Genomic DNA, 21,190 nt, shown 5'->3' on the forward strand with positions numbered 1-21,190 from the left:
GGGTCGGCCGGAACCCGGGACGGCCTCGGGGCTGACACAGGCTCCGGCCGTGTCCCGGCTCTTGCCAGCCGCGACGGCGGGTTGTAAGAGGCACAAAGCGCGGGTGTTGTGTAATGGTAAGACCCTAGCCTTCCAAGCTAGAGACACGGGTTCGATTCCCGTCACCCGCTCCACTCCTTCGACAGTGCGAGATAATCGATCCCCCGGAAGGCCGCGATGGGCCGGTCAGACCCGGCTTTGCCAAAGCGTCGCGCAGCGGAAAACCTGTCCCAGGAAGTGATCCGCAGGACCGCGAATCCGCGAACCGGCGCGCGCGGGGGATCGGAACAGAACAAGACCGGCCCCCTGCAAAGCGCTCCGATCTGTAGGTGAAACCGCGAAATACCCCTTGCGAAACAAATGGTTTTGGAGGCGTGGCGATCCCGGGAGGACTCGAACCCCCGACCCGCTGCTTAGAAGGTCACTGTTCTACGACCCCAACCGCTTGTAAAATCAGCGGCTTTCGTCGCCTGTTTTGACACTATGCAATTGCGATGCAATTGGCGACCCCTGCACGACTCGAACGTGCGACATTCTGCTTAGAAGGCAGATGCTCTATCCAGCTGAGCTAAGGGGCCACACCGTCCACGTTTAAACGACGGGCCGCTTTCGGGCAAGCCGATAGAGCCTTGTTTCCGATCATCTATCGACCTCCCGCGCAACCCATGGCAGAGTTGCGGAGCGGAGGGACGACATGGCGAGGAATCGACATACCGAGGAAGAAGACTGGTGGCCTGACGCGCTCACCTTGTTCGATCAGCTTGCCGCCGAAGGTTTGTCCCGTGACGCCGCCTGCCAAGAGGTGGCGAGTCAGTTCCCGATAACGCGTCACGCCCTTGCCGTTGTGGCCGTGCGCGGTTCGATCCCGGCCTATCCCGCGAGGGATGAGGCGCGGGCGAAGGCGTGGCAGGCGGGTGAACCGCGATATGATGGCAAGCTCTGCCGAAAGCATCAGACGCGGGTTCGCTACTCGAACGATGGCGTCTGCGTCGAGTGTCAACGCGAGTACCGCGCCGCGCTGGTCGCGCGTCGGCAGAACAAGGCAATCGTGCCGCCAGTGTCGATTGAATAGCTGGTGGGGCCGTGGCCTGCTGTTCTGGCCTTCCGCCAAGCCACCAAGGCAGATAGCATCCCCTTAGATTCGTAAGAGGGGCGCGCGATGGCAAAAGATGTTCAATTCAAGGGTAAAGGGCAAGCGCTCCGCTTGGGAGTCCAGCAAGAACTTGGTGGCGGTCCCCTTACTATATTCGGCGCAGCAGCGCAGAAGCATGACCTTTCAATTCGCGAAGTGACGGCGGGCGTATTGGCTGAATTGGCTGTCGAGTATCCGAACCTTGAGTTTCGGCAGCGCAACTCGCTCAGCAAATCAGAAATCCACGCAAAGCTCCAAGCCATTGATCCGCGCCTTGGGCAGGCGTTGTTTGTCGATAGCTCCAGTATCAAGCCCGATGGGGCAATTACCGAAGTCCTCGACAAGAACGGCAAATGGCGCGTGATTCTCGTCGGGGAGTCGAAGCATCAGGGCAATGACGTTGAAAAGATCGTCGCGGGCGTTAAGCAGGGGAAAGCCAAAGATCAAGACTTCATGGTGGCCGGAAACGCGATTGAACGCGTCCACAAGAACATCGTCGAGTTTCGGAACTTCATGCTCGACGAGCGGCATTTCCCTTATGTCGTGTTCCTCCAAGGCTCCAACTTCGCGACTGAGACATTCACCATCGCCACCCCTGATGGCCGTGAAATCGTTATCTCCCACAAGGCCGGGATGCTGAACCGGATCGACCGGGTGACGGCAAGCAGCCTCGGGCGCGAGATCAACCAGAACTACTGTGAGAACATCTTCGTCAATGCGGGAGGTATTCCGCAGATGCTTCAAGTTGCGTCGCTCTACTTTCAGGCGAATCCTTGGTCTGACAAGGCCATGGCCGAAGTCTTGCTCGACGTTGCGAAGACTTCGATCAACGTGCTGTTGGCAGACTTGCAAACCTGATAACGTGCGGGGACACCGGCGGCGCGGGTGTTCGGCGCTTGCCATGGACGTTCGCCCCGCTGCGACAAGAACACAGCGATGAACGGAACAACAGGCAATGGCGAACAGATCACACAGGAACTCGGGTCACAGGGCGATGAACGCCTTGAAGAAGGCAGGCGAAAAGCACTCGTCTGAGGCGGCAGTCACTTTCGACGTACCAAGCAAGACCCGCCATGTCGTCGGTGTGAGCGACTGCCTCGACACGCTTGCGGCGATCCCCGACAACTCTATTCAACTCATCGTCTGCGATCCGCCCTATAACATTCAGTTGGCCGATTGGGATAGCCATGCGAACTATCTCGACTGGGCCAAGAATTGGCTCGCTGAGGCAGAACGCGTCTTGGCACCGAGCGGCAGCATCGCAATTTTCGGCGGGTTGCAGTATCAGAACGAAGCTGGTTCGGGCGATTTGCTTTCGCTGATCTCGCATCTTCGGCAGAGTAGCAAAATGCTTCTCGCGAACCTCATCATCTGGAATTACCCGAACGGAATGAGCGCGCATCGCTTCTTCGCGAATAGGCATGAGGAAGTCGCTTGGTTCGCAAAGTCGAGCAAGTATTTCTTTGACCTCGACGCTGTTCGCGAACCTTACGACGAGGAAACGAAGAAAGCCTACATGAAGGACAAGCGGCTCAATCCTGAATCTGTGGAGAAGGGACGCAACCCGACAAATGTCTGGCGGATGCCTCGCCTGAATGGGAACTCGAAAGAGCGTGTCGGGCACCCGACGCAGAAACCCGCTGTCGTGATCGAGAGGCTTGTTCGCGCGCTGTCCTATCCCGGTTCAACCGTTCTTGACTTCTTCGCTGGCAGCGGCGTCACGACGCGCGTTGCCATTCAGGAAGGCCGCAACAGCATTTCATTCGACGCTGCACCGATCTTCGACGAGTATCTTGCGAAGCAACTGGAAATGGTTGCCCCCTCGGACCTGCTCAAGACCGTTCCTGAGTATGAGATAGTGCGCGGGCTTGAGAACATCGTGATCCGCGATGTTGAAGTGCCGCTCGTGGTGAGCGCGGCTGAATAGCAGGGGTCAGCAGGCAAAAAGTCCTCTGTTTCCAGTATCTTACCGCACAACCCCGGTTGAGCAGAACGAAAGAAGAACTGAATGTCGTGTCACCGGGCGTGCTGTGCGCCCTATCAACGGAGTGACACGACATGACCACCGACAACACCTGCTCACCCACCCTCCGCGAAGTCGTCCAGAAGATGACCCCGCTCGAAAAGGCCGTGACCGTCGCGCACCTCGACGCCGGGATGGAATGCAACGGCGCGGAAACCCTCGACGCCATGCTGAGCGACAACATGACCTTTGCAGACGTAGCAGAGGTCGCCCAGCGCACCGGCCTGACGAAGAAGCAGGTTCAGGGCGTGATCGCCTCGCTCTCGTCGAAAGGCATCTTGTCCGTGGGCAATGAGAAGCCGAACGGGCAACCCGGCGTGGATCAAGTTCTGACGGATTGGGGCGTGACCATCGCCTTCGACCTGCTGGCCGAAGGCGTCGGGACGAAAGCCCCGATCAAGGGCAAGCAAGCGAAGCCCGCCCCGAAGCCCAAGAAGCCCGCTCGTGCGCCCCGTGGGCTGGATGACCGGGTTCTTGTCGAACCGGGCAGCGCGGAAGACGTGAAACCGACGAAAGAGGGATCGAAACGCGCCCTGCTGGTGACAGCACTGTCACGCGGGACGACGGTTGAGCACCTCATGGACCTTCTCGGCTGGAATCGTCCGACCGTCACCTCGGCCATCTACAGCGACGTGAAGGCCATCGGCCTTGGCGTCGAGCGGCGAGAGGGGAAATACACCCTGCTCCTGCCCGAAGGCATAAAGGCGCTGCCGCTGCGCGAGGCGGCGAAGCGGCGGGCGAAGGCGCACGAGGTCAGCAAGTGATACCGCTCACCGTGATCGAACCCGGCTGGCTCTACCTTCTGACAAACCCAGCCATGCCGGGTTTGGTCAAGATCGGCATGACAACCCGGTCGCCAGAGGAACGCGCGCAGGAATTGGCTTCGACCGGCGTTCCGATGCCGTTCCATGTTGCCGCCGCTTGGGCCGTTGACAACGTGCGGGCGGCAGAGCGCGACGCTCACGCGGCCCTTGCCCGTTACCGCGTCAACGATGCCCGTGAATGGTTCCGCCTGTCTGTGCCCGCAGCCATCAAGGCGCTTGGTCGGGGGACGGCTGCTAGGCCGTCCCTTGGCCGTCGTGCCTTCCGCGTCGTGCGCGGCATCGTCGAAGGCCTCGGCTGGTTCGGCATCGTCATGACCTTGGCCGCGCTCACCTTCGGCCCCGGTTGATTCTGGGTCCGACACTCGCCGCATCAATGAAACAGGCCCGCCCACTCGGCGGGCCTTTCGATTCCATCAACGGAGATTTCTATGCACGGCCCCGGCGATCAACTCACCGTCCGCGATGCCTCCGAACTCGGGGAGGTATAGACCGGATGAAGCACGAGACCTTTTCCGACGCTACCGAAGCCGCCCGCTGGGCGGCTTCTTCCGTTCCAGAGCACCTATCTGCGCGTTCGATCAGGGAGCCGTGGGTTGGTACCGCCGTCGTCCTCGTCGCGCTGCTGCCGTTGATCTGGCCGCCGCTGGCATGGCTGCTTGTGCCCTGCTTCCTCGCTGTCCTGACACTCAGGGCGGCCGCGCTGATCAGGTGGAGGGATCATCACGACCCAGAGCCTGCAAGATGGCCGCGCCTGACCGTCCTCTTGCCCGTCTATCGCGAGCCAACAGTGATCCCGGACCTTGCCGCCGCGATGCGTGCCCTCGACTACCCTTCTCTAGAAATCGTGCTGCTGGTCGAAGACGACGACCATGAGACGCGGGCCGCACTCGACTTCTGGCCGTTTCAGGTCTTGGTCGTGCCTGATGGCAGGCCGCGGACAAAGCCTCGTGCTGTGAACTACGGCCTGTTGCACACTCGCGGCGAGATCGTCGTGGTGTTCGATGCAGAAGACAGGCCTGCGCGTGATCAACCCAAGCGCGCCGTCGCCCGCTTGATCGAATCCGGCGCGGCAGTCGCGCAAGGCGTCCTGGCCTGTGATCATGACGGGCCGCTTGTGACGCGGCTTTGGGCGCTCGAGTATGCCGTGCTGTTCCGGGGTGTGCTGCCGTTCCTGAACTGGTTCGGCTTGCCGTTCCTCCTAGGGGGCACAACCCAGTATCTCCGCCGCGATGCCCTGCTGTCTGTCGGCGCGTTCGATGCCCACAACGTCACCGAGGATGCAGACCTTGCCGTGCGCCTCGCGCGGGCTGGCTACACCTCGTCCGTCGTGCTGTCGGTCACAGGCGAGGAAGCCCCGGTTTCCGTGACGGCTTGGGTCCATCAGCGCGTCAGGTGGCTGAAAGGGTTCATCCAGACGACCCTTGTCCACGGCCTGTTGCCGCGTTCTGCTGATCGCTGGACCCCGCCCGTGCGCCTGCGCGACCGCATCGCACTCGCCGTTCAACTCCCTGTGCAACTGCTTTGCATCGCCTCCCATCCTGTGGGCATGGCGGTTGCCGTCAGTGATCCGCAAGGCCCGCTGGCTGTCCTACTCGTGTCAGGCTACCTGCTGACCATCGCGACTTTCGCCGTCGCCGCGCGCCGGATTGGCCGCCCGATGCGCGATGCGCTGGCCCTGCCGCTTTACTCCTTCCTTCACACAGCGGCCCTCGCGATTGCCGTCGTCGAGTTGATCACGGCCCCAAGCCATTGGAGAAAGTCAGCGCATGGCTTTGTCGCCTCGCAGCAGCGCGTCGCTGAGGCGGCATGAGGCGCAGCGGGCACGTCGGCAGGGCGCGACGTTTACACGCCCAGCGCTGACGCAGCGCTGAGGCGCTTTCAATAGTAGCCGCGCAGATGGCCGACTTCCAAGCGCTGCGGCTTGAGGTATTGGGAGGCGAAGGCGCAGATTGCAAGGCTGACCCCCAAGTCCCCGTGGCCTGATGCGTTCCGGGACTGCGTGATGATCTGGTTTCCAGCCGCCGTTGTCGTCAGTTGGAACGACGCAAGGTCTGCTTCGATCTCCTGCCGCAATGGCAGGTCTTTCGCGAAGGTGAGTTCGCCTGATGCGAACATGACCGAAAGCGCTTCGATGATCAGCGACTTCGCCGCGTTCACATACTTGCCCTTCCGCACCCAGTTCTGACCCGCCACCATCTGGATTGCGAGGTGGGGGCAGTTCTGCTCGGTCAACTGGTCTGACACGACACGCCCCAAGGATGAGGCGTCGATGCAAAGGTCTGCCCTGCCAGAAAACGGCTGAGCGTTCTTGAGGCGGATCAAATGATCGACCACATCCACATAGGACACGCCCCGGAAGCGATCTGCATAGACGATAGTGCGCTCGCGCGGCCCAAGGACGACGCGCCCGCCGTCAACGGTAGGGAATTGCTTGTCACGGATTCCGACGATTGCCGTGAAGTCATTCGCTTGGCCCAAGTCTGCCGAAAGCCAGAAGCGGTCAAAGCCTGTCACGCGCGGAATTGCGGGATCGTGGTTTGTCTCGTTGACGACACGGCCATCTGGCAAGTGGACGAGATTTAGAGTTTGGGCCATACTGCCGCCTCCTCAGAATTTGCTTTCTCGATCATGTCGAGGTCGAAGTAGCTGACCCCGTCGCTGAGCATTTCCACGAGCACCTCTTGTCGAAACTTCGTCGGGGAAAGCTGCTGTCGAAGCCGTTCGACTTTGGCGGCCATGCGCGGAATGTCTGTGCCGCGAACCACGATCCGGTGAATACCGTCGTCAGGCTTGGCGTTGAGGAACAGGCCCGCGAAGAAGTTCTTCTTGCCCGCAGGCGTGGACGCGTAGAACACTTGCCCGTCGTCCGTCAGCATCGGCAAGATGGCCGTGATCACGTCTTCGCCGCCGTTGTCACCCGGCAAGAAAGCGGCCTCGTCTACTTGCAGCAAAGTTGCCGTGTAGCCCCGGATGGTCGCGCCGGAAGCTGGAACCGCGATGAACCGCCCGCCCGTGTTGACCTCAATCTCCGTCTGCGTCGCCCGTTCGATCACCATGTCTGTGCCGCGCAGATAGAGACCGACTTTGCGCGTGATCTCGCGCGTCTGGCGCTCTGCGGGAGCCAGACAAATCGTCGTGCCTCCTCGCTGCAACTCCATGACTCCGCGTGCCGCCAGAACGCAACTCTTGCCCGACTGCCGCGCGATGCGCAGGGCGACCGTCGATGCTGTGCTTGTGATCGCTTCAACTTGAAACGGGTCGGGCATTGCCTCCCGGCCAAGTTCAAGGGACAGGAAGTGCGCCATAAGTGCCGATGGGTCTAGGCGACGTTCGAGGTCGCGGCACCAGTCTTGAAGGGAATCAAACACCGGCATCCCCCAGCGAGAGAACGCGCTTGCGCATCCTCCGCAGCAGCGGTTCGCGGGCGGCTGGAACCTCCTCGCAAACTTCCTGCAAGATGGCGCGCATCGTGATCCATTCCGGCGACTGCGCGAGGGTCACTTGCACGTTGACCTGAGTTGCGAGTTTGCCCTGCATCGTCGCAATGTCGCGCAGCACCTTCCGCAAGCCTTCCATAGCGGCCAGCGCGAAGGCATCGTCATTCGCCGCCTCGGCCTTCGTGATCAGCTTTTCGACCCGACGAGCCAAGGACTCGTAGGTGTTCGCAATGTCCATCCGGTCTTCATTGACGACGGCTGCATCCGCCTCGATTCCCTCGACCCGGTTCTTCGCCAAGATGCGCAGCCGTTCTTCTTCCGGCATTTTGCGCATCCAGCGTGCGACCGAGGTATCTGCGATGCCGACTTGCTTCGCCACCTCGAACATCGACCGGCGGCCGAGTATGATGTCTTCCTTGATCTTCTGCTGCGATGCCGCAGGCAGTTCATCCAGCTTGAAGCGCGGTGCCATCAGGAAAGACCCCCGAGTGTGGTTGAGCGCCCGTCACGGCGGGCCTTATCGTCCCGGTAGAATTGAACGCGCTGGCGCAGGTCAGCCATCTCGACAACGGAGACATCAGCCAAATGGTCATGGACAAAGTTTGCCGCTTCTTCCCGCACACCAGCCGCGAGGAGGTTGCGGCGCTGCTCGCCCGGCTTCATCCCAGCCAGGTGACATTCAACCGCCTGCGCGAGCAGAGCGATCCAGCCATGAAAGCTGCTGTTGGGGTCTAGGAAAAACTGCTCCCCGCGCGCCCAGACCTGCCCATTCTCTGACACGAAGACGAGCTTGCCGAAGGCGTCAGTCGCGGAACGATAGGCCCATTCGAGGCAGGCTTGTTCCTCAGGCGTCAGAGTCTGCATTGTTCGCGGCCTTCTCCATCAGCGTGAACTTGCGCGCCGCATGTTCCGGCAGGTCGTCGAGGGTGCGGAAAGTGCGGATCGTGAAACCCTCCTTCTCGGCCTGCAACCGACGATGCACGATGCCCGTGCCCGTCTGCATGTCGGCCCGCACATACCGGACGCGTTCATGCTCATCGTCGAACGTGAAGACGGTCGATTTCAGAATGTCCGACTGACCCGTGTTGCGCCGCGTCGGGTCTTCGGCGGTATCCGTCACGCGCAGCGGCACGCCGCGCTTTTCAGCTTCCAGCTTCGCCTCACGGTATTTGACGGGGTTGCGGGCATCTTCGCGGGACAGATAAACGCCCGCCTCCTGCTGCGACCCGGCCAAGATCAGCTTGCCCGTGGCATCGCGCGTGAAGTTCGCGGCCTTCAAGGCGCGTTCGCGCTGATCGGCCTCAAGTTGGGCGAGCAGTTTGTCCACGGAAGAAAGCGCCGTTTCCTTTTCGCGGGCCGCTTCTTTCTTCTCGTCCAGCACTTTGCCGTTGAAGGCGTGCAGGTCGTCGAGCCGCTTCTGTTGGGCCGTCACGGTTTGGGTCAGGCTGGTGACTTGGGCGATGAGCGCTTGCAGCGCGGCTGTCGTATCGTCAGGCATCTTCGGTCCTCTCTCAAATGCGAACGGCGGGCAGTTCCGAGCTTGCCCGCCGCTCTCATTTCACCAGAGAGAAACGCGAAGCACCGCTCGCCAGTAGATGAACGATAAGTCCTTGAGGGGGCTTCCAAAACACGAGAACAAGGTGGAGGACGGGAAGAAAAAGGTGGCAGTCAGGCCGCGCGAGAAATGCGCCGTCGTCTGACAAAGACCTTTGTTTCCGCGTCGATGATGCCTTCGACCTCGTGGCCTTCGTGTCGATAGATGACTTCCAAGTCGAGGCGGCGGCACAACTCCACCGCGACCTGCTCCCACTTCGCATAGGCTTTGCGGAGGCTGTTGATCGTGCCCCCTCGTTGCATGGTCAGGGCTTTCAAGACGCGCCCTTGCTGGGAGTTTTCGCGCGGCAAGTTCGGCCCCGCCAGTGGGCGGGCGTTCGGGCAGACGAGCGTTCCATCGTCCCGAACGTCGAAGACCCCGTAGGTCTCGACGATGGACGGGAGCGGGATCGCTCCTGCGTCGGGTGCAGGTTGTTCCGCGTCCTTCTCGGTCGGCTTTGGCCTCTCACGCGGCGCATTGATCGACGCCCAAAGGTCGCGCGACGCCTGCACAACCTTCGGGTCGCCGTAAATCGTCTTTCCGTCCATCACCGACAAAGCCCATGCGTGCAGACGGTCTGCTTCTGCACCAGCACATGAGCAGACTTCCTCCCGCGACCTTGCCCAAGCCCCACGAGGCGAGAGCAAAAAACGCAAGGCCTCTGCGCGGTCGAGTTCCGTCCGGTCCCACATGTCACCGAACGCGTCGTTGACGGCCATCAGCACGACAGCCGCCCACATGTGCTGTTGCGCGTGGTCGCTCCTGTTGCCCGTGTAGTGTTTCACTGACATGAGATCACCACGGGCAACCTTTCGGGCGTTCCCAGATATCCAGATGACGGATCGTCGGGGCGAAGATGAACTTCTCGGCTTCTGCGCGTTCGGCTGCTGTCGTCGTCTTCTGCCAGCGGCAGTAAACCGTCTGAGGGGTCAGGCCTTCGTCAGGCGTCCACACTGCGACCACGTCGAGACCCCGCTCGCGCAGAAGGTTGGCCGTGAGGTCAAGGGAGCGCCACGTCATTTAAACGGTCTGGCTCCGGTGATGCGGTATGCGCCCGGTGCGCTTTCGTCACGATCACCGGGCCAAGAGTGGCCGATGCGCTTACCGTTCGACGGGTTCGCGTCCTCGGCCTTCTTGCGCTCGAAACCAGTCGGCTGGTCAGACCAAAAGAAGATGACCGTCCGGTCAGTGCGCCGAACCTCAAGGAGCGTTGCGGCCTCACGCATCGTGCAGCGCTCCGGGAAGCAGGAGGTTGGCTTGCGCGCGTTCGGCCTCGGTGGGCGGGCGGTGCCACATGATCAGGGGCGCACCGTCGCGGTCAGTGACACCAGCAACGTCGAGGCCTTGGGCGCGGAGGGTGGTCAGGCGGTCGTCGGCAATGGGTGCAGGCTTGGGCTTCTTCATGCCAGCACCAGCGGGAACAGGTGGGGATAGGGAATGTCGAATTGCGCACCAGCGCGCGGAGAGACGATGATCCCGTCTTTCTTGCGGAACAGCAGGACGTTGCCCGCCATGCCTTCTTTCGCCTCAGGGTCGATCAGGATGGCACGCAGGCCTTCGATGAGGGTCGCCTTGGTGATAGAAACGCGGAAGACGTTGCTCGTGGCGCAGTCCTTGGCCGTGAGCGAGCAGTGTTCACCCTCGTCGATGATTGAGTATTCCATGGGGTCTCCTGTGTGATGCGCGCGCCTTGGGGCGAAGGGACAGTCGGGTCTCCCAAGGCGCGCAAAGGTGGCCAGCCGACCCGTGCCATTGTCATAGCCACCAGCGCAGGGGAGTTGTTCTGCGCTTTCAGGTGGCGAATGGGGATCACCTAATTCTTTCAGGTTGGCCCGTGGCATCGCAGCGCTGCGGCGCTGACGCGGTGGACGGCTGCGATGGTGGATCACAGGGGCTGACCTCAGAAAGCCCAGCGCTGACCAAGCTGGCTGGGGCGCTGGCGGTGTTGTCGGTGTGATCGTGCAGACGACTGCGCCATGCGTCCCGCATCGACACCTTTTCACGCAGAGGCGGCAGGGGCGCGCTGGCTGACCCGGCGATGTCGGGACTAATGCTATATTCGCTGGTCTAGGCGGTTAACGTGTTGATTTCTATGTGGTGCGCGGTGCTATGCAATCAGCCTCCGTGCAATTGGCCGCGCTCAATGGCATCATTTGCGCACAGATGAACGGGCGAAACAGGAGAACTGTTCAGAAATGTTGAGGGGACGTGGCGCTGCGAGGAATGTGGCTCCCGCCGGCCCGGTATCGACCATGATCGTGTCGCCATGTGACGCAACCCAAGGATAGCGACACACCGTAACGCTTTGATTTCAAAGGCTGCGTGTCGCTTGTGTCGCTTGTGTCAGTATATAAAAGTAGTATAGCGCAAAGCGCGCAGCGACGCCCTGTCCACGGGCCGCGCATGTGTGTAGCAGCTACAAAGTTAACCGGGTCAAAAGCGACACAAGCGACACAACCGCCCCCAACCGCTTGATCTGAAAACAGAAAAGGCGTGACGCTCACCGTCACGCCTCCCCATCGTTTGTGACGCCATAGCGACACGCCCCTAGAACGTCGGATCGTTCACGTCCTCAGGTTCGCACCAAGCGTGCCAGCGCTCCTTGCCGTCCGAGTAATCAGTCTGGGTGATCTGGCCAATTGCCGCCCGGTACTGTTCGAGTGTGCCAAGCTGACGCCCGCGCTGCCGCGATTCCGCAACGGCTTTCACCGTGACCATGCCATCATCGACACGCTGGGCAAAGCCTGTCACGAAGCGCGCGCTGCGAACCGTCGTTGCGAACGGAATGAAAGCCTCGACCCGAGCCGCGACTTCCTCCGAACCGATCTGACGCCCACCTGGCTTGCGCTGCACCTCACGGGCCAAGGTCTTGAGCGACACGATGCCTTCCGCCTTCACGTCATCCGGGCAGAAGCCGTCGATGGCAATGTCATGCAGCACAGACAGCACAGGGTCCGACAACACCTTATCGCGCGCCTTCGCCGCCGTGCCATAGGCGAACGTCAATGCCTTCTGGTCAACCTTGTAGTCCCGCAGGTAGCGCAACACGATGCCGGGGCCGTCCTCCGACTTCGTGAAGGCGTGATATGGCTCCCAGAAGGCATAGGCCTGCTCCCGCCCCTCATCCGTGGTGAGGTCGAACGGCTGCTTGACTTCGATCACAGTCCAGCGCCGGTCATCCCGTTCGACATGCACCGCGTGCTCATTGTTGGTTGTGGCGATCAGCCGGTGAACATTCTTCGCGCGGAACGCCGCCTTGAACTTCTCCTCATAGGTCCAGCCCGGTGACGAGATGAACGACTTGAGCGCGTCTGCATCCTTCTTCGACCCGTGAAAGATCGACTCCTCGCAGGCGATGATAGTGCAGCCGAACAGGGACCGATTGAACTGGCCGAACAGGCGCGAGGACTCATGCACAACGTGCATCTGCCGGTCATGAAAGATAGCGCCAAGCACGCGCTCTTGCAGGAACGACTTGCCCGCCCCCTGCGGCCCGCGCAGCGCGAGTGCTGTCGGCACTGATGGTTCTGTCGGGCGCTGCACGGCGTCTGCGAGCCACATCGTGACCCAGTGCGCAAGGCCTTCGTCGCCCGTGCAAAGCACGTCCTTGATGTAGGACTCGAACACCGATGCGTCGCCATCGCGCGGCGCGACCTTGAAGCCACGGAACACGTTATAGCCGGGGCCATCATAGGTTTCCGGTTCGCAGACGACGCCTTCATACTCGGCACGATCCGGGTCTTCGATCCAGAGCTTCGCCAGCGGCACGCGGTACCGGCCAAGCTGCACCTGCTGGTGCGCCGTCTTGGCCATCAGGTCTTCCTTGCCGTAGGTCGTGAACTCAGGCGACGACTTGCGCAGATATTCAATCTTGCCGTTCAAGTCGATCACGGCCCATTCGCGATTGAACTTCTCAACCTCGCGATAGTGCAACGGCGTCGGCGTGCCTTTGTCGCGGCGCTTGGCCGAACGCAGTAGATTCGCAATCTCGACTTCTGGCAGCGCGCCGTCAGCAAAGAGCGGGTGGAAATTGGCATCGCCGTTCAGGCGGCGAATCTCGGCGTCCATTTCTGTGTCAGGCCAGCCGCGCGATTGCATCGACATGGCAATCCGCATGAGCAGGTCATTCCGGCCAGCCGGATTATCCGGCACTTTGTAGCCGATCTCGCTGGAATCGAGTGTCGGGGTCTCACTGATGATCTGCTTGACCAGCGCAGCATCGACCCGGCAACGCTCGTCGATGTGCTTGAGGATCGAGACAGGCGAGTGTTCATCAAGGGCAAACTTCACGCCGGTGTCGTCGATGACCCAAGCAAGCTCGCGCTGCTGGCTGCGAAGCGGCAGATTGACGGCTGTTGGTTCGTTGTCTTTCGAGACGTTGACCTGCGTTGCCTTGGGGAAAACTTCTGTCTTGTCACGGGCCTTCTTCGGCAGCCGTTTGCGCAGGGCAATCAGATAGTCGTGCATGTCGCGCGCTGTGATCGGTTCCGACATGAAGACATAGATGTGAAGGCCGCGGGACTTCGTGCGGAATGCAGCGGCGCGCGTGCGCAGCCGGTCAGCCAATGCACGAACATCGTCTTCCGGCATGTCGTACCAGTCAACGTCGAGCACGCCCCAAGCGCAGGTGCTGTCTGCCTTCACAGGCGCGACGCCGATTGAGGCCTCGCCCGCAATATGAGCAGCGGCCAGTTCCGCCGTGATCGGCCCTTCGACCGTCTGCACCTTGGCTGTGACCTTGCCTTTGGCGTCTTTGGCAACGCCCTTGGCGTTCAATTCGATATGCCGCTTCTCATACCCGTCCCAGAGACGGAGAAAGGCGGCTGCGGTTTCGTTCTGATCCATTTTCTTGTCCTTGGATTGGACAAGCCGGTCCTCAAACTGTGGTCGAAGCGCGCACGAGCATCGTCTATAACCAAGTCATCCCAAATACTTGGCGTTGCTCTGCGCTGACAATTTCGACCGAGGCGAGTTCCAGCTTGCCTCGGTCAATTCATGCAGCGACGCGCGAACGGCTCAGCCACGCGAGAAGATCGGTCCGCGTGTAGCGGATCACCTTCGATGCTGGCTGATGATACGCGGGACCAGACCGCGCGCGGCGATGATCACGCAAGAAGTCCTCGGACACGCCAAGGAATTGCGCGGCCTGCGCCGGGGTCATGATTTCAGGGAAGGACTGCGCTTCGATAGCAGCGCGCAACTCTGCGAGAAGGTCTTCGGTCATAGATGCACTCTCTAGGTTGAGAGCCCATCGACCGATCAAGCAACCTTCTCCCTGAGCGCACCGCGCTCGTCTGCTCGGATCGGCCTCACGCACCGGTAGGTCTGGTCCGGGCGAGGAGGCAAGATGACGGTAAGTTAGGCCCGATTGAGCAATTCTGCAATAGGCAAAGAAGGTCCGCACTTTGCCATGATCTGAGACGCGATGGCGTTTGCATCGGCATGTGACCCAAGATCGTGCATGTAACGCCCAGCAGCACCCTGCATAATGGTCACGTCACCGCGCATCCAGTTGATTACTGGACCTGAAAGACCTGCCTTCGCCGCTGCTGACGAAAACAGGTGGCGCGTGTCGTGGGGGCGCAGAACGCCGCCGTTGTCCACGTCATTGCCGCCAAGGTCGATCTGGCGAAGGCCCGTGATCGGCTTGTTGTAGTGCCGCCCCTCGAAGACGATTTGATCGTGAGTGCGCGGCGTCAGGCGGAACACTTCAAGGGCCGCGTCAGACAGCGGGAACGTGCGCTTGAGGCCGTTCTTCATGCGTTCGAGGGTCAGCATCCCCTCGTCGAAGTCAATGTCAGACCAGCGAAGGGCGCGAATGTTGCTCATCCGAAAGCCGGTGAACAGCAGCGCGAGCCATGCCGCCCGCCTTGTCTGGTTCGGTACGTTCGCGATGGCGTCGAGAGCAGGCCAGCGCTTCGCCTCGTCGAACAGCAGTTCCCTTGTCCGCGCCTCATAGCCTTTCACGCGGTAAGTCGGGTCATGTTCATAGCCATCATCCCGATAGGCAAGCTGGGTGCCATAGATCGCAGACAGGGCGCGCAAAAGGCAACTTGCCGTCGTCGGCTTGTTCGCCATCGCCTTGATCTTCTCGTTGATCATCTGCCGCTTGATGTCCGTGATAGGCATGTCGAGCCAATGCGGGACATGCAGGCGCAGCATGTTGGCATATCCGGCAGCCGTTTCCGGCGACACTTTGCGTTGCCGTGGGTCGAGCGCGCGCGTGCAGTGCTGTTCCAGTGCGACCCGCAGCGTGATCTCAGGCGCATTGCGGCGACGATCATCGTGCCGCGTGATGCCTGTCTCCTCAACGCGCTGGTTGATCTCGGCTGCGGTCTGGGCCGCTTCGATCACGCCCATATTCGGCCAAGTCCCAAGGGTCTCGGTGAAGTTCTGGCCCTTCCAGAACTTGCGATAGCGCCACGTCTTCGAGCGCGTGCCGACTTCAAGGTAGAGGTTGGGATAGCGGGCGTCGCGATACCGTGTCGCCTGCCCGCCTTCGTGCGCGGCCTTGTCGAGCGCGCCTTTGGTGAAGGTCATTTCTTGCGTTGCCATAGCGGCCTCCATGCAATCGACTATGCAATTGCATGGCACCCAGCGGCGGGGTTGATCAACCGAAGATGCTGATTTTGTTAGGTAATCCCACCGTCAGCGATGGTCAGCAAGGCCGAATGATCTGATTAGAAGGCAGCTGCTCTATCCAGCTGAGCTACGGGACCGCATGCCCTCCTTTTGCGCCAAGCGCGAAAGGCATGCAAGCATTCACAGCGCCCGCGTCATGAAGACCGAATTCGGATCGTGGCCGTAGCCCTCGAACGGGCCGCATTCGACAAAGCCCTCGGCCAGATAGAGCGCCCGCGCCGGGCCGAAACTGTCTTGCGATCCTGTCTCGAGGCTGAGCCGGGCAAAGCCCAGACGCCGCGCCTCGCCCACCAGATGCACGACCAGCGCCCGCGCCAGCCCCATGCCGCGCATCTCCGACAGCACATGCATCGATTTCACCTCGGCGTGATGGGCGTCGATCCGCTTCAGCGCGCCCATGCCCACCGGCCGGCCCTCGAAGCGCAGCACGTAAAACCAGATCCCCGGCGCCGCCAGCGCCGAGGCGGGCAGCATGTGGATCGATTCGGGCGGCGTGTCGGCATGCATCGCCACCGTGTGCCGCTCGTGCAACAGCGCCAGCTCCGGCGCCAGCGGCGAAGAAAGTTCAATCTCGATCATGGCTTGTCTCGTCCTGTTTCGACCTCGCTGCGGTTCTGGCGCGATCGGGCGGCCAAGTCCAGCCGGGCCAGCGCCGCATCCGCCGCGGCAAGGGTCCGGGCGCTGGCCCCCGCATGTTCGGCCAGAAAGGCCGCGATGGCGGCGCGGTTGTCGCGCGGCGGTTCGGCCAGCGCCGCCAGCAGCGCCGCCCGGTCGGGCAGGCTGCGCGCCACGCCCGCCGCCGCGGCCTCGGCAAAGGGATATTCGATCGTATGCACCTGCGGCCCGGTCAGCACCGGCTTGCCCAGCATCAGCGGCTCGATCACGTTATGGGCGCCCTTCGGGCTGAAGCCGCCGCCGACAATCACCCGGTCGGCCAGCGCGAGGTAAAAGAACATCTCGCCCAGGCTGTCGCCCAGAACCACATCGGGCGGCAGGATCGGGCCGAGGGGGGCCAGATCTGGGCCAAGCGCGGCACTGCGGCGCAGCACGTTCAGCCCCGCCGCCGTAAGCCCCGTGGCCACCGCGTCAAAGCGCTCCGGCGCGCGGGGAACATGGACGAACAGCGGCGCGGGGCGGTTTTCGGCGCGGGCCCGCGCGGTGATCTCGGCGATGACGCCCGTGAAAAGCGGCTCTTCCGCCTCGACGCAGCTGGCGAGGGTGATCACCTCGCGCCCGGCGGCCAGCGCCGGGCGCAGGCGGTCGGCGGCGGCGGGCAGGGCGGGGGGCACCGGCTGGTCAAAGCGCAATTCGCCGGTGACGGTGATCCCGGTCAGCCCGGTGGCGGCGAAACGCTCGGCCTGCAGGCGGGATTTGACGAAGGCCCCGGAGAGTTGCGCAATCACCCGCTGGCGCAGCCGCAAGCCCTTGCTGTCGCGGGCAAAACGGCCCTGCGTGTAGATCGCGTTCGCGGCGAAAAGCGGCACGCCCGCGGCGCGGCTGGCCAGGATCATCGCGGGCCAGATTTCGACCTCCAGCGTCAGGCCCAGCCGCGGACGGCAGGCGCGCAGGAACCGGCGCCAGCACCAGCCCATGTCGAGCGGCACCCAGACCACCACGACCCGCCCCGCGGCGATTTCGGGACCGAAGGCGCGGGCGGATTCGCCGCGCCCGGCCGGGGTGAAATGCGTCAGCACCACGGTTTCGCCGCGGTCGAGCATGCGCCGCACCAGCGCAAGGGCCGAGCGCATCTCGCCCAAGGAGACCGCATGCACCCAAAGCGCGCCCTGCGGCAGCGCCCTGCGGTAAAAGCCGAAGCGCTCGGGCAGGGCCTGCAGATAGGCGGGGTCGCGGCGGCCGCGGCGCCAGAGATACAGCAGCACAAAAGGCAGGCCGAAAAGCCACAGCAGCCGGTAAAGCCCCATGAACAGCCGCAGGATCATCGGTCGGTTTTCCTCAGTGCCAGCAGCTCGCGGGCGAGCGGTGCCAGTTCGGCCCGGGCCGTGGCGACCAGCGCGCGGGCGCGGTCTTGCGCGGCGGGGGCGGTTTCGGCCACCGCCCGCGCCAGGGTGGCGCCTGCCTCCGGGCCGGTCCCGATGCGTTGCGCAAGGCCCGCGGCGGCCAGATCGGCGTAATCGGTGGCGAAATTATGGGTGACGGGGCCCGAAAGCACCGGCAGGCCCAGACAGATGGCCTCCCAGGGGTTATGGCCGCCAACGGGGCCGAAACTGCCGCCGACACAGGCGACGCGGGCCAGCCGATACCAAAGGCCAAGCTCGCCGAAACTGTCAGCCAGATAGACCTGCGTTGCGGCCTCCGGCATCGCGCCCGTGCTGCGCCGGGTGCTGCTCAGCCCGGCGCGGGTGAGCGCGTCCTGGATCGCCGCGGCCCGGGCCGGAACGCGCGGGGCCAGGATCAACAGCCAGCTCGGATCTTGCGCGGCAAGCATCTTCGCGGCCGCGATCACCACCGCCTCGTCCTCGGCATGGGTGGAAGCCGCAACCCAGACCTTGCGGCCCGACAGCGCGGTCTGAAACCGGGACAGCTCGGCCGGATCGACGCCCAGCGGCGCCGCGGCGGGTTTGAGCGAGCGCATCACCCGCACGCTTTCTGCCCCCAGCGCGCGCAGATGCCCGGCCGAGCCCGCATCCTGCGCCGCGATCAGGGAAAACCGCCCCAGCACGTCACGGTAAAGCCCGCCCAGCCGCGCCCGTTTCGCCGCCGCCCGCGCCCCGATCCTTGCGTTCACATAGGCCAGCGGCACGCCGCGCGCGGCGGTGTCGCAGATCGCACCCGGCCACAGATCCTGTTCTGACCAGATCGACAGATCGGGGCGCCAGTGATCCAGAAAGCCGCGCAGGAAATCCGGCCCGTCCAGCGGCAGGAACTGATGCACCGCGCCCGCGGGCAGGTTCGTCCCCAGAACCTGCGCCGAGGATCGCGCGGTCGAGGTGATCAGCACCGAGAGGGCCGGGTCCTCGGCCTGCAGCGCGGCGATCAGCGGGCGCAGCGCCAGCACCTCGCCCAGACCCACCGCATGCAGCCAGACCAGCCGCCCCGCAGGCCGCGCCGCGGTCGGACGGCCCAGCTTTTCGGGCAGGCGTGCGGGGTCTTCCTTCCCCTGCCTGAGCCGCCGCGCCAGCACCGCGCGCATCAGCGGTTGCAACAGCGGCCGCGCCGCCAGATAGGCGCGCAGCTGCCAGCCGTCAGGGCGCGGGCGGGGGGATGTCACGGCGCTCCTCTCCATCGGGCAGCAAAACCGCGCGGACCCTAGGGCCGCGCGGCGGATTTGTCCATCCGGCCCGCTCAGACGAGGCCAAGCCCCACCGCCGCGACGAAGCCGACATTGCACAGCACCATCAGCCCGACGGCCAAGGAGCCCAGATCCTTGGCCTCTTTCGCCGCTTGCGACCATTCGGGGGAAATGCGGTCGGTCAGCACCTCGATCGCGGTATTGAGCGCTTCGATAGCCAAAAGCAGCGCGAAGAGCACGCCAAAGCTCAGGAATTGCGCCACCGAGGCGCCGAAAAGCGCCAAAAGCCCCAGGGCGACGGCGCCCAGCAGCATCTCCTGCCGCGCCGCCGTCTCGCGCAACAGCCGCCCCATCCCGGCCAGCGAATAGCCGGTCGCATCAATCAGATGCCCCAGCCCCGGCCGCGGCGGCACCACCTGCGGCGCGGGTTTTTCCGGCTTGGTCATCACGCCCCTCCCTTGCGGCAGTCGTCGCTCAGATCCAGCGCATCCTTGCGCACCGAGGTCTGGATGTCGAGAAGGCCCAGCACGGAATGGAACAGGTTGTCATGCGAGACGGGCTGCGCGGCCTGCGCCGTCAGACAGGATTGCGGCACCTGCATCGTGTCCTGGAAGGCCTGCGACAGCCAGATCACGAAGGGCACCTTGCGCTGTTCGTCAGGGGCCATGAACATCGGCGCGGCATGCAGATAAAGCCCTTTCTCGCCAAGGCTTTCGCCGTGATCCGAGACGAAATACATCGCCGGGATCACGCGATCTTGCGCCGCCATCATCCGCACCGTCTCGGCCAGCACATGATCGGTCATGCGGATCGAATTGTCATAGGCGTTGACGATTTCCTCGGCCTTGCAATCGGCAAAGGCCGAAGACCGGCAATCGGGCGTGAAGACCGCCTGATCGGCCGGATAGCGCAGGTAATAGGCCGGCCCGTGGCTGCCGATCATGTGCAGGACCAGCACGGTGTTTTCGGTGATCGTTTCCATCCGCGCCTTGATGATCGGCAGGAAGGCGGCATCGGTGCATTCGCCGCCCGCACAGGCGGCGGGATCAAGCGTCGCATCGACCCGCGTCACCGGGCCCAGCCGTTTCGCCACCTTCTGATCGCCGGTGTTGTTGTCGATCCATTCCACCTTCAGCCCGGCATGGGCCAGAACGTCGACCAGATTCTCGCGGCCAAGGAAGCGCTTTTGCGAATAGCCCTCGGTGCCCAGATCCGAGAACATGCAAGGCACCGACACCGCGGTCGAGGTGCCGCAAGAGGAGGTGTCGGTGAAATTCACCACGTCAAGTTTCGCCAGTTCCGGCGTGGTGTCGCGGGCATAGCCGTTCAGGCCGAAATTCTGCGCCCGCGCGGTCTCGCCGACGAACAGCACGAACAGCACCGGCTTTGGCGCGGCCTGCAGAAGCGGCCCCGGGCGGGCGTCGCGACCATAGGGGGCGGCGGTGATATCGGCGGTGGCAAGGCGCAGCATGCCATAGCGCGCCATCGCCCGCAGCGGCGCCCCGGGCTGGAACGCGGCCAGCATCTCGCGGTGGTTGCGCACGGCGGGGGCGAAGCTGCGGTAATTGCTGACCAGAAGCCCCAGAAGCAGCACCAGCGTCAGCGTGATGCCCAGCGGCCAGCGCCAGATCAGGCTGCGCAACCGCACCGGTTTGAGCGGCAGGCCAAAGATCAGCGCCGCGGGCAGCACGCCCCACAGCCCGATGTCGCGGAAAAACTGCAGCGTGAACAGATGCTTGCTTTCCGTCGTGGTGGTCAGCATGGCGTTCTGGATCATGTCGCGGTCGATCAGCACGCCATAGGCGGCGCGGAAATGCTCGGCCACGGCGGCGGTCAGAATCATCAGGGCCAGCGCCGGACGCTGCACCCGGGGCAGGGTGACAAAGGCCATCAGCACCAGCAAAAGCAGGCTGACCGAGATGCCAAAGGCCACGAGCGCGACCGGATCATTGGCGAAGACCCGGAAGATCGCCGACCACATGCCGCCGTTCAGCGCCGCCAGCAGATAGGCGGCGACCAGCAGGTTCAGCCCCCAGGGCGTCAGCTGAAAGCGGTCTTTGCCACGGCTCTGGCCGGATCCGGGGGGCGGAAAGGGAAGGGGATTGCTCGACATGGATGCGTCTCCTTGCGCGGTCTTGCCCCCCTCTCGCCGCGCGGCCTTGCGCCAAGCTTACAGTTGTGCGGCGCAGGCCAAAAACTTCGGCGCGGAAAGCGCTCGTCAAAGCCCCGCCGCGCGGCTATGCCGGGAA

General features: G+C 63.1%; 24 protein-coding genes and 2 tRNA genes. 7 read left to right on the top strand and 19 right to left on the bottom strand.

Annotated features, from left to right (window positions below):
* The first annotated feature begins 99 nt into the window (after window positions 1-99).
* Window positions 100-173, top strand: a tRNA-Gly gene (locus AC4PTB_RS03450).
* 367 nt (window positions 174-540) lie between these two features.
* Here AC4PTB_RS03450 and AC4PTB_RS03455 read toward each other — a convergent pair.
* A tRNA-Arg gene (locus AC4PTB_RS03455) sits at window positions 541-617 on the bottom strand.
* A gap of 116 nt (window positions 618-733) precedes the next feature.
* On the opposite strand from AC4PTB_RS03455, the gene AC4PTB_RS03460 reads away from it, so the two are divergent.
* From AC4PTB_RS03460 to AC4PTB_RS03485, 6 genes are all read left to right on the top strand, one after another.
* On the top strand, window positions 734-1,111 hold the full coding sequence (locus AC4PTB_RS03460) for a hypothetical protein (protein ID WP_492191705.1): 378 nt from the start codon (window positions 734-736) through the stop codon (window positions 1,109-1,111).
* Between the two features lie 87 nt (window positions 1,112-1,198).
* Complete coding sequence (locus AC4PTB_RS03465) at window positions 1,199-2,029, top strand: EcoRI family type II restriction endonuclease (protein WP_492191706.1); 831 nt, start codon at window positions 1,199-1,201, stop codon at window positions 2,027-2,029.
* Window positions 2,030-2,165: 136 nt separating this feature from the next.
* Entirely contained in the window at window positions 2,166-3,098 is a 933-nt protein-coding gene (locus AC4PTB_RS03470; protein WP_492191707.1) for a DNA-methyltransferase, read from the top strand.
* Window positions 3,099-3,229: 131 nt separating this feature from the next.
* Entirely contained in the window at window positions 3,230-3,958 is a 729-nt protein-coding gene (locus AC4PTB_RS03475) for a hypothetical protein (RefSeq protein WP_492191708.1), read from the top strand.
* Complete coding sequence (locus tag AC4PTB_RS03480) at window positions 3,955-4,365, top strand: GIY-YIG nuclease family protein (protein WP_492191709.1); 411 nt, start codon at window positions 3,955-3,957, stop codon at window positions 4,363-4,365. Before AC4PTB_RS03475 ends, AC4PTB_RS03480 begins: the two co-directional genes overlap by 4 nt.
* Before the next feature lie 146 nt (window positions 4,366-4,511).
* The gene (locus AC4PTB_RS03485; protein ID WP_492191710.1) at window positions 4,512-5,828 is read left to right on the top strand and encodes a glycosyltransferase; all 1,317 of its coding nucleotides are present in this window, start codon (window positions 4,512-4,514) and stop codon (window positions 5,826-5,828) included.
* 68 nt (window positions 5,829-5,896) lie between these two features.
* On the opposite strand, the gene AC4PTB_RS03490 is transcribed toward AC4PTB_RS03485, so the two are convergent.
* The 18 genes from AC4PTB_RS03490 to AC4PTB_RS03575 all read right to left on the bottom strand — a co-directional run bounded on the left by AC4PTB_RS03490 (window position 5,897) and on the right by AC4PTB_RS03575 (window position 21,054).
* Window positions 5,897-6,613, bottom strand: a complete 717-nt coding sequence (locus AC4PTB_RS03490) for a hypothetical protein (RefSeq protein ID WP_492191711.1) — start codon at window positions 6,611-6,613, stop codon at window positions 5,897-5,899.
* Window positions 6,598-7,392 carry a terminase large subunit domain-containing protein gene (locus tag AC4PTB_RS03495; protein ID WP_492191712.1) on the bottom strand — a complete coding sequence of 265 codons (795 nt, stop codon included), beginning with the start codon at window positions 7,390-7,392 and terminating at the stop codon, window positions 6,598-6,600. Before AC4PTB_RS03495 ends, AC4PTB_RS03490 begins: the two co-directional genes overlap by 16 nt.
* Window positions 7,379-7,927: a hypothetical protein gene (locus AC4PTB_RS03500; protein WP_492191713.1), complete on the bottom strand. Its 549-nt coding sequence runs from the start codon at window positions 7,925-7,927 to the stop codon at window positions 7,379-7,381. The genes AC4PTB_RS03495 and AC4PTB_RS03500 overlap by 14 nt, the downstream gene beginning before the upstream one ends.
* Window positions 7,927-8,319 carry a hypothetical protein gene (locus tag AC4PTB_RS03505; RefSeq protein ID WP_492191714.1) on the bottom strand — a complete coding sequence of 131 codons (393 nt, stop codon included), beginning with the start codon at window positions 8,317-8,319 and terminating at the stop codon, window positions 7,927-7,929. The genes AC4PTB_RS03500 and AC4PTB_RS03505 overlap by 1 nt, the downstream gene beginning before the upstream one ends.
* On the bottom strand, window positions 8,300-8,953 hold the full coding sequence (locus tag AC4PTB_RS03510) for a hypothetical protein (RefSeq protein ID WP_492191715.1): 654 nt from the start codon (window positions 8,951-8,953) through the stop codon (window positions 8,300-8,302). Before AC4PTB_RS03510 ends, AC4PTB_RS03505 begins: the two co-directional genes overlap by 20 nt.
* A gap of 170 nt (window positions 8,954-9,123) precedes the next feature.
* Entirely contained in the window at window positions 9,124-9,840 is a 717-nt protein-coding gene (locus AC4PTB_RS03515) for a hypothetical protein (protein ID WP_492191716.1), read from the bottom strand.
* Window positions 9,841-9,844: 4 nt separating this feature from the next.
* Complete coding sequence (locus tag AC4PTB_RS03520; protein ID WP_492191717.1) at window positions 9,845-10,069, bottom strand: hypothetical protein; 225 nt, start codon at window positions 10,067-10,069, stop codon at window positions 9,845-9,847.
* Window positions 10,066-10,275, bottom strand: a complete 210-nt coding sequence (locus tag AC4PTB_RS03525; protein WP_492191718.1) for a hypothetical protein — start codon at window positions 10,273-10,275, stop codon at window positions 10,066-10,068. The genes AC4PTB_RS03520 and AC4PTB_RS03525 overlap by 4 nt, the downstream gene beginning before the upstream one ends.
* Window positions 10,268-10,453 (bottom strand): hypothetical protein, encoded by a 186-nt coding sequence (locus AC4PTB_RS03530; protein WP_492191719.1) that lies wholly within the window; start codon window positions 10,451-10,453, stop codon window positions 10,268-10,270. The genes AC4PTB_RS03525 and AC4PTB_RS03530 overlap by 8 nt, the downstream gene beginning before the upstream one ends.
* The gene (locus tag AC4PTB_RS03535; RefSeq protein WP_492191720.1) at window positions 10,450-10,713 is read right to left on the bottom strand and encodes a hypothetical protein; all 264 of its coding nucleotides are present in this window, start codon (window positions 10,711-10,713) and stop codon (window positions 10,450-10,452) included. Before AC4PTB_RS03535 ends, AC4PTB_RS03530 begins: the two co-directional genes overlap by 4 nt.
* An 883-nt stretch (window positions 10,714-11,596) precedes the next feature.
* On the bottom strand, window positions 11,597-13,894 hold the full coding sequence (locus AC4PTB_RS03540) for a DUF5906 domain-containing protein (RefSeq protein WP_492191721.1): 2,298 nt from the start codon (window positions 13,892-13,894) through the stop codon (window positions 11,597-11,599).
* Between the two features lie 148 nt (window positions 13,895-14,042).
* Window positions 14,043-14,273, bottom strand: a complete 231-nt coding sequence (locus tag AC4PTB_RS03545; RefSeq protein WP_492191722.1) for a helix-turn-helix domain-containing protein — start codon at window positions 14,271-14,273, stop codon at window positions 14,043-14,045.
* A 134-nt stretch (window positions 14,274-14,407) separates the two neighbouring features.
* Window positions 14,408-15,589 carry a tyrosine-type recombinase/integrase gene (locus AC4PTB_RS03550; protein ID WP_492191723.1) on the bottom strand — a complete coding sequence of 394 codons (1,182 nt, stop codon included), beginning with the start codon at window positions 15,587-15,589 and terminating at the stop codon, window positions 14,408-14,410.
* A gap of 222 nt (window positions 15,590-15,811) precedes the next feature.
* Window positions 15,812-16,270, bottom strand: coding sequence for a GNAT family N-acetyltransferase (locus tag AC4PTB_RS03555; RefSeq protein WP_492191724.1), 459 nt, complete (start codon window positions 16,268-16,270; stop codon window positions 15,812-15,814).
* Entirely contained in the window at window positions 16,267-17,631 is a 1,365-nt protein-coding gene (locus AC4PTB_RS03560) for a 3-deoxy-D-manno-octulosonic acid transferase (RefSeq protein ID WP_492191725.1), read from the bottom strand. Before AC4PTB_RS03560 ends, AC4PTB_RS03555 begins: the two co-directional genes overlap by 4 nt.
* Entirely contained in the window at window positions 17,628-18,920 is a 1,293-nt protein-coding gene (locus AC4PTB_RS03565) for a 3-deoxy-D-manno-octulosonic acid transferase (protein WP_492191726.1), read from the bottom strand. The genes AC4PTB_RS03560 and AC4PTB_RS03565 overlap by 4 nt, the downstream gene beginning before the upstream one ends.
* 74 nt (window positions 18,921-18,994) lie before the next feature.
* Complete coding sequence (locus tag AC4PTB_RS03570) at window positions 18,995-19,387, bottom strand: diacylglycerol kinase (protein WP_492191727.1); 393 nt, start codon at window positions 19,385-19,387, stop codon at window positions 18,995-18,997.
* Window positions 19,387-21,054, bottom strand: a complete 1,668-nt coding sequence (locus AC4PTB_RS03575) for a phosphoethanolamine transferase (RefSeq protein WP_492191728.1) — start codon at window positions 21,052-21,054, stop codon at window positions 19,387-19,389. The genes AC4PTB_RS03570 and AC4PTB_RS03575 overlap by 1 nt, the downstream gene beginning before the upstream one ends.
* Between the last annotated feature and the right edge of the window lie 136 nt (window positions 21,055-21,190).

This window comes from Rhodobacter sp. 4.3.4, assembly GCF_058724655.1.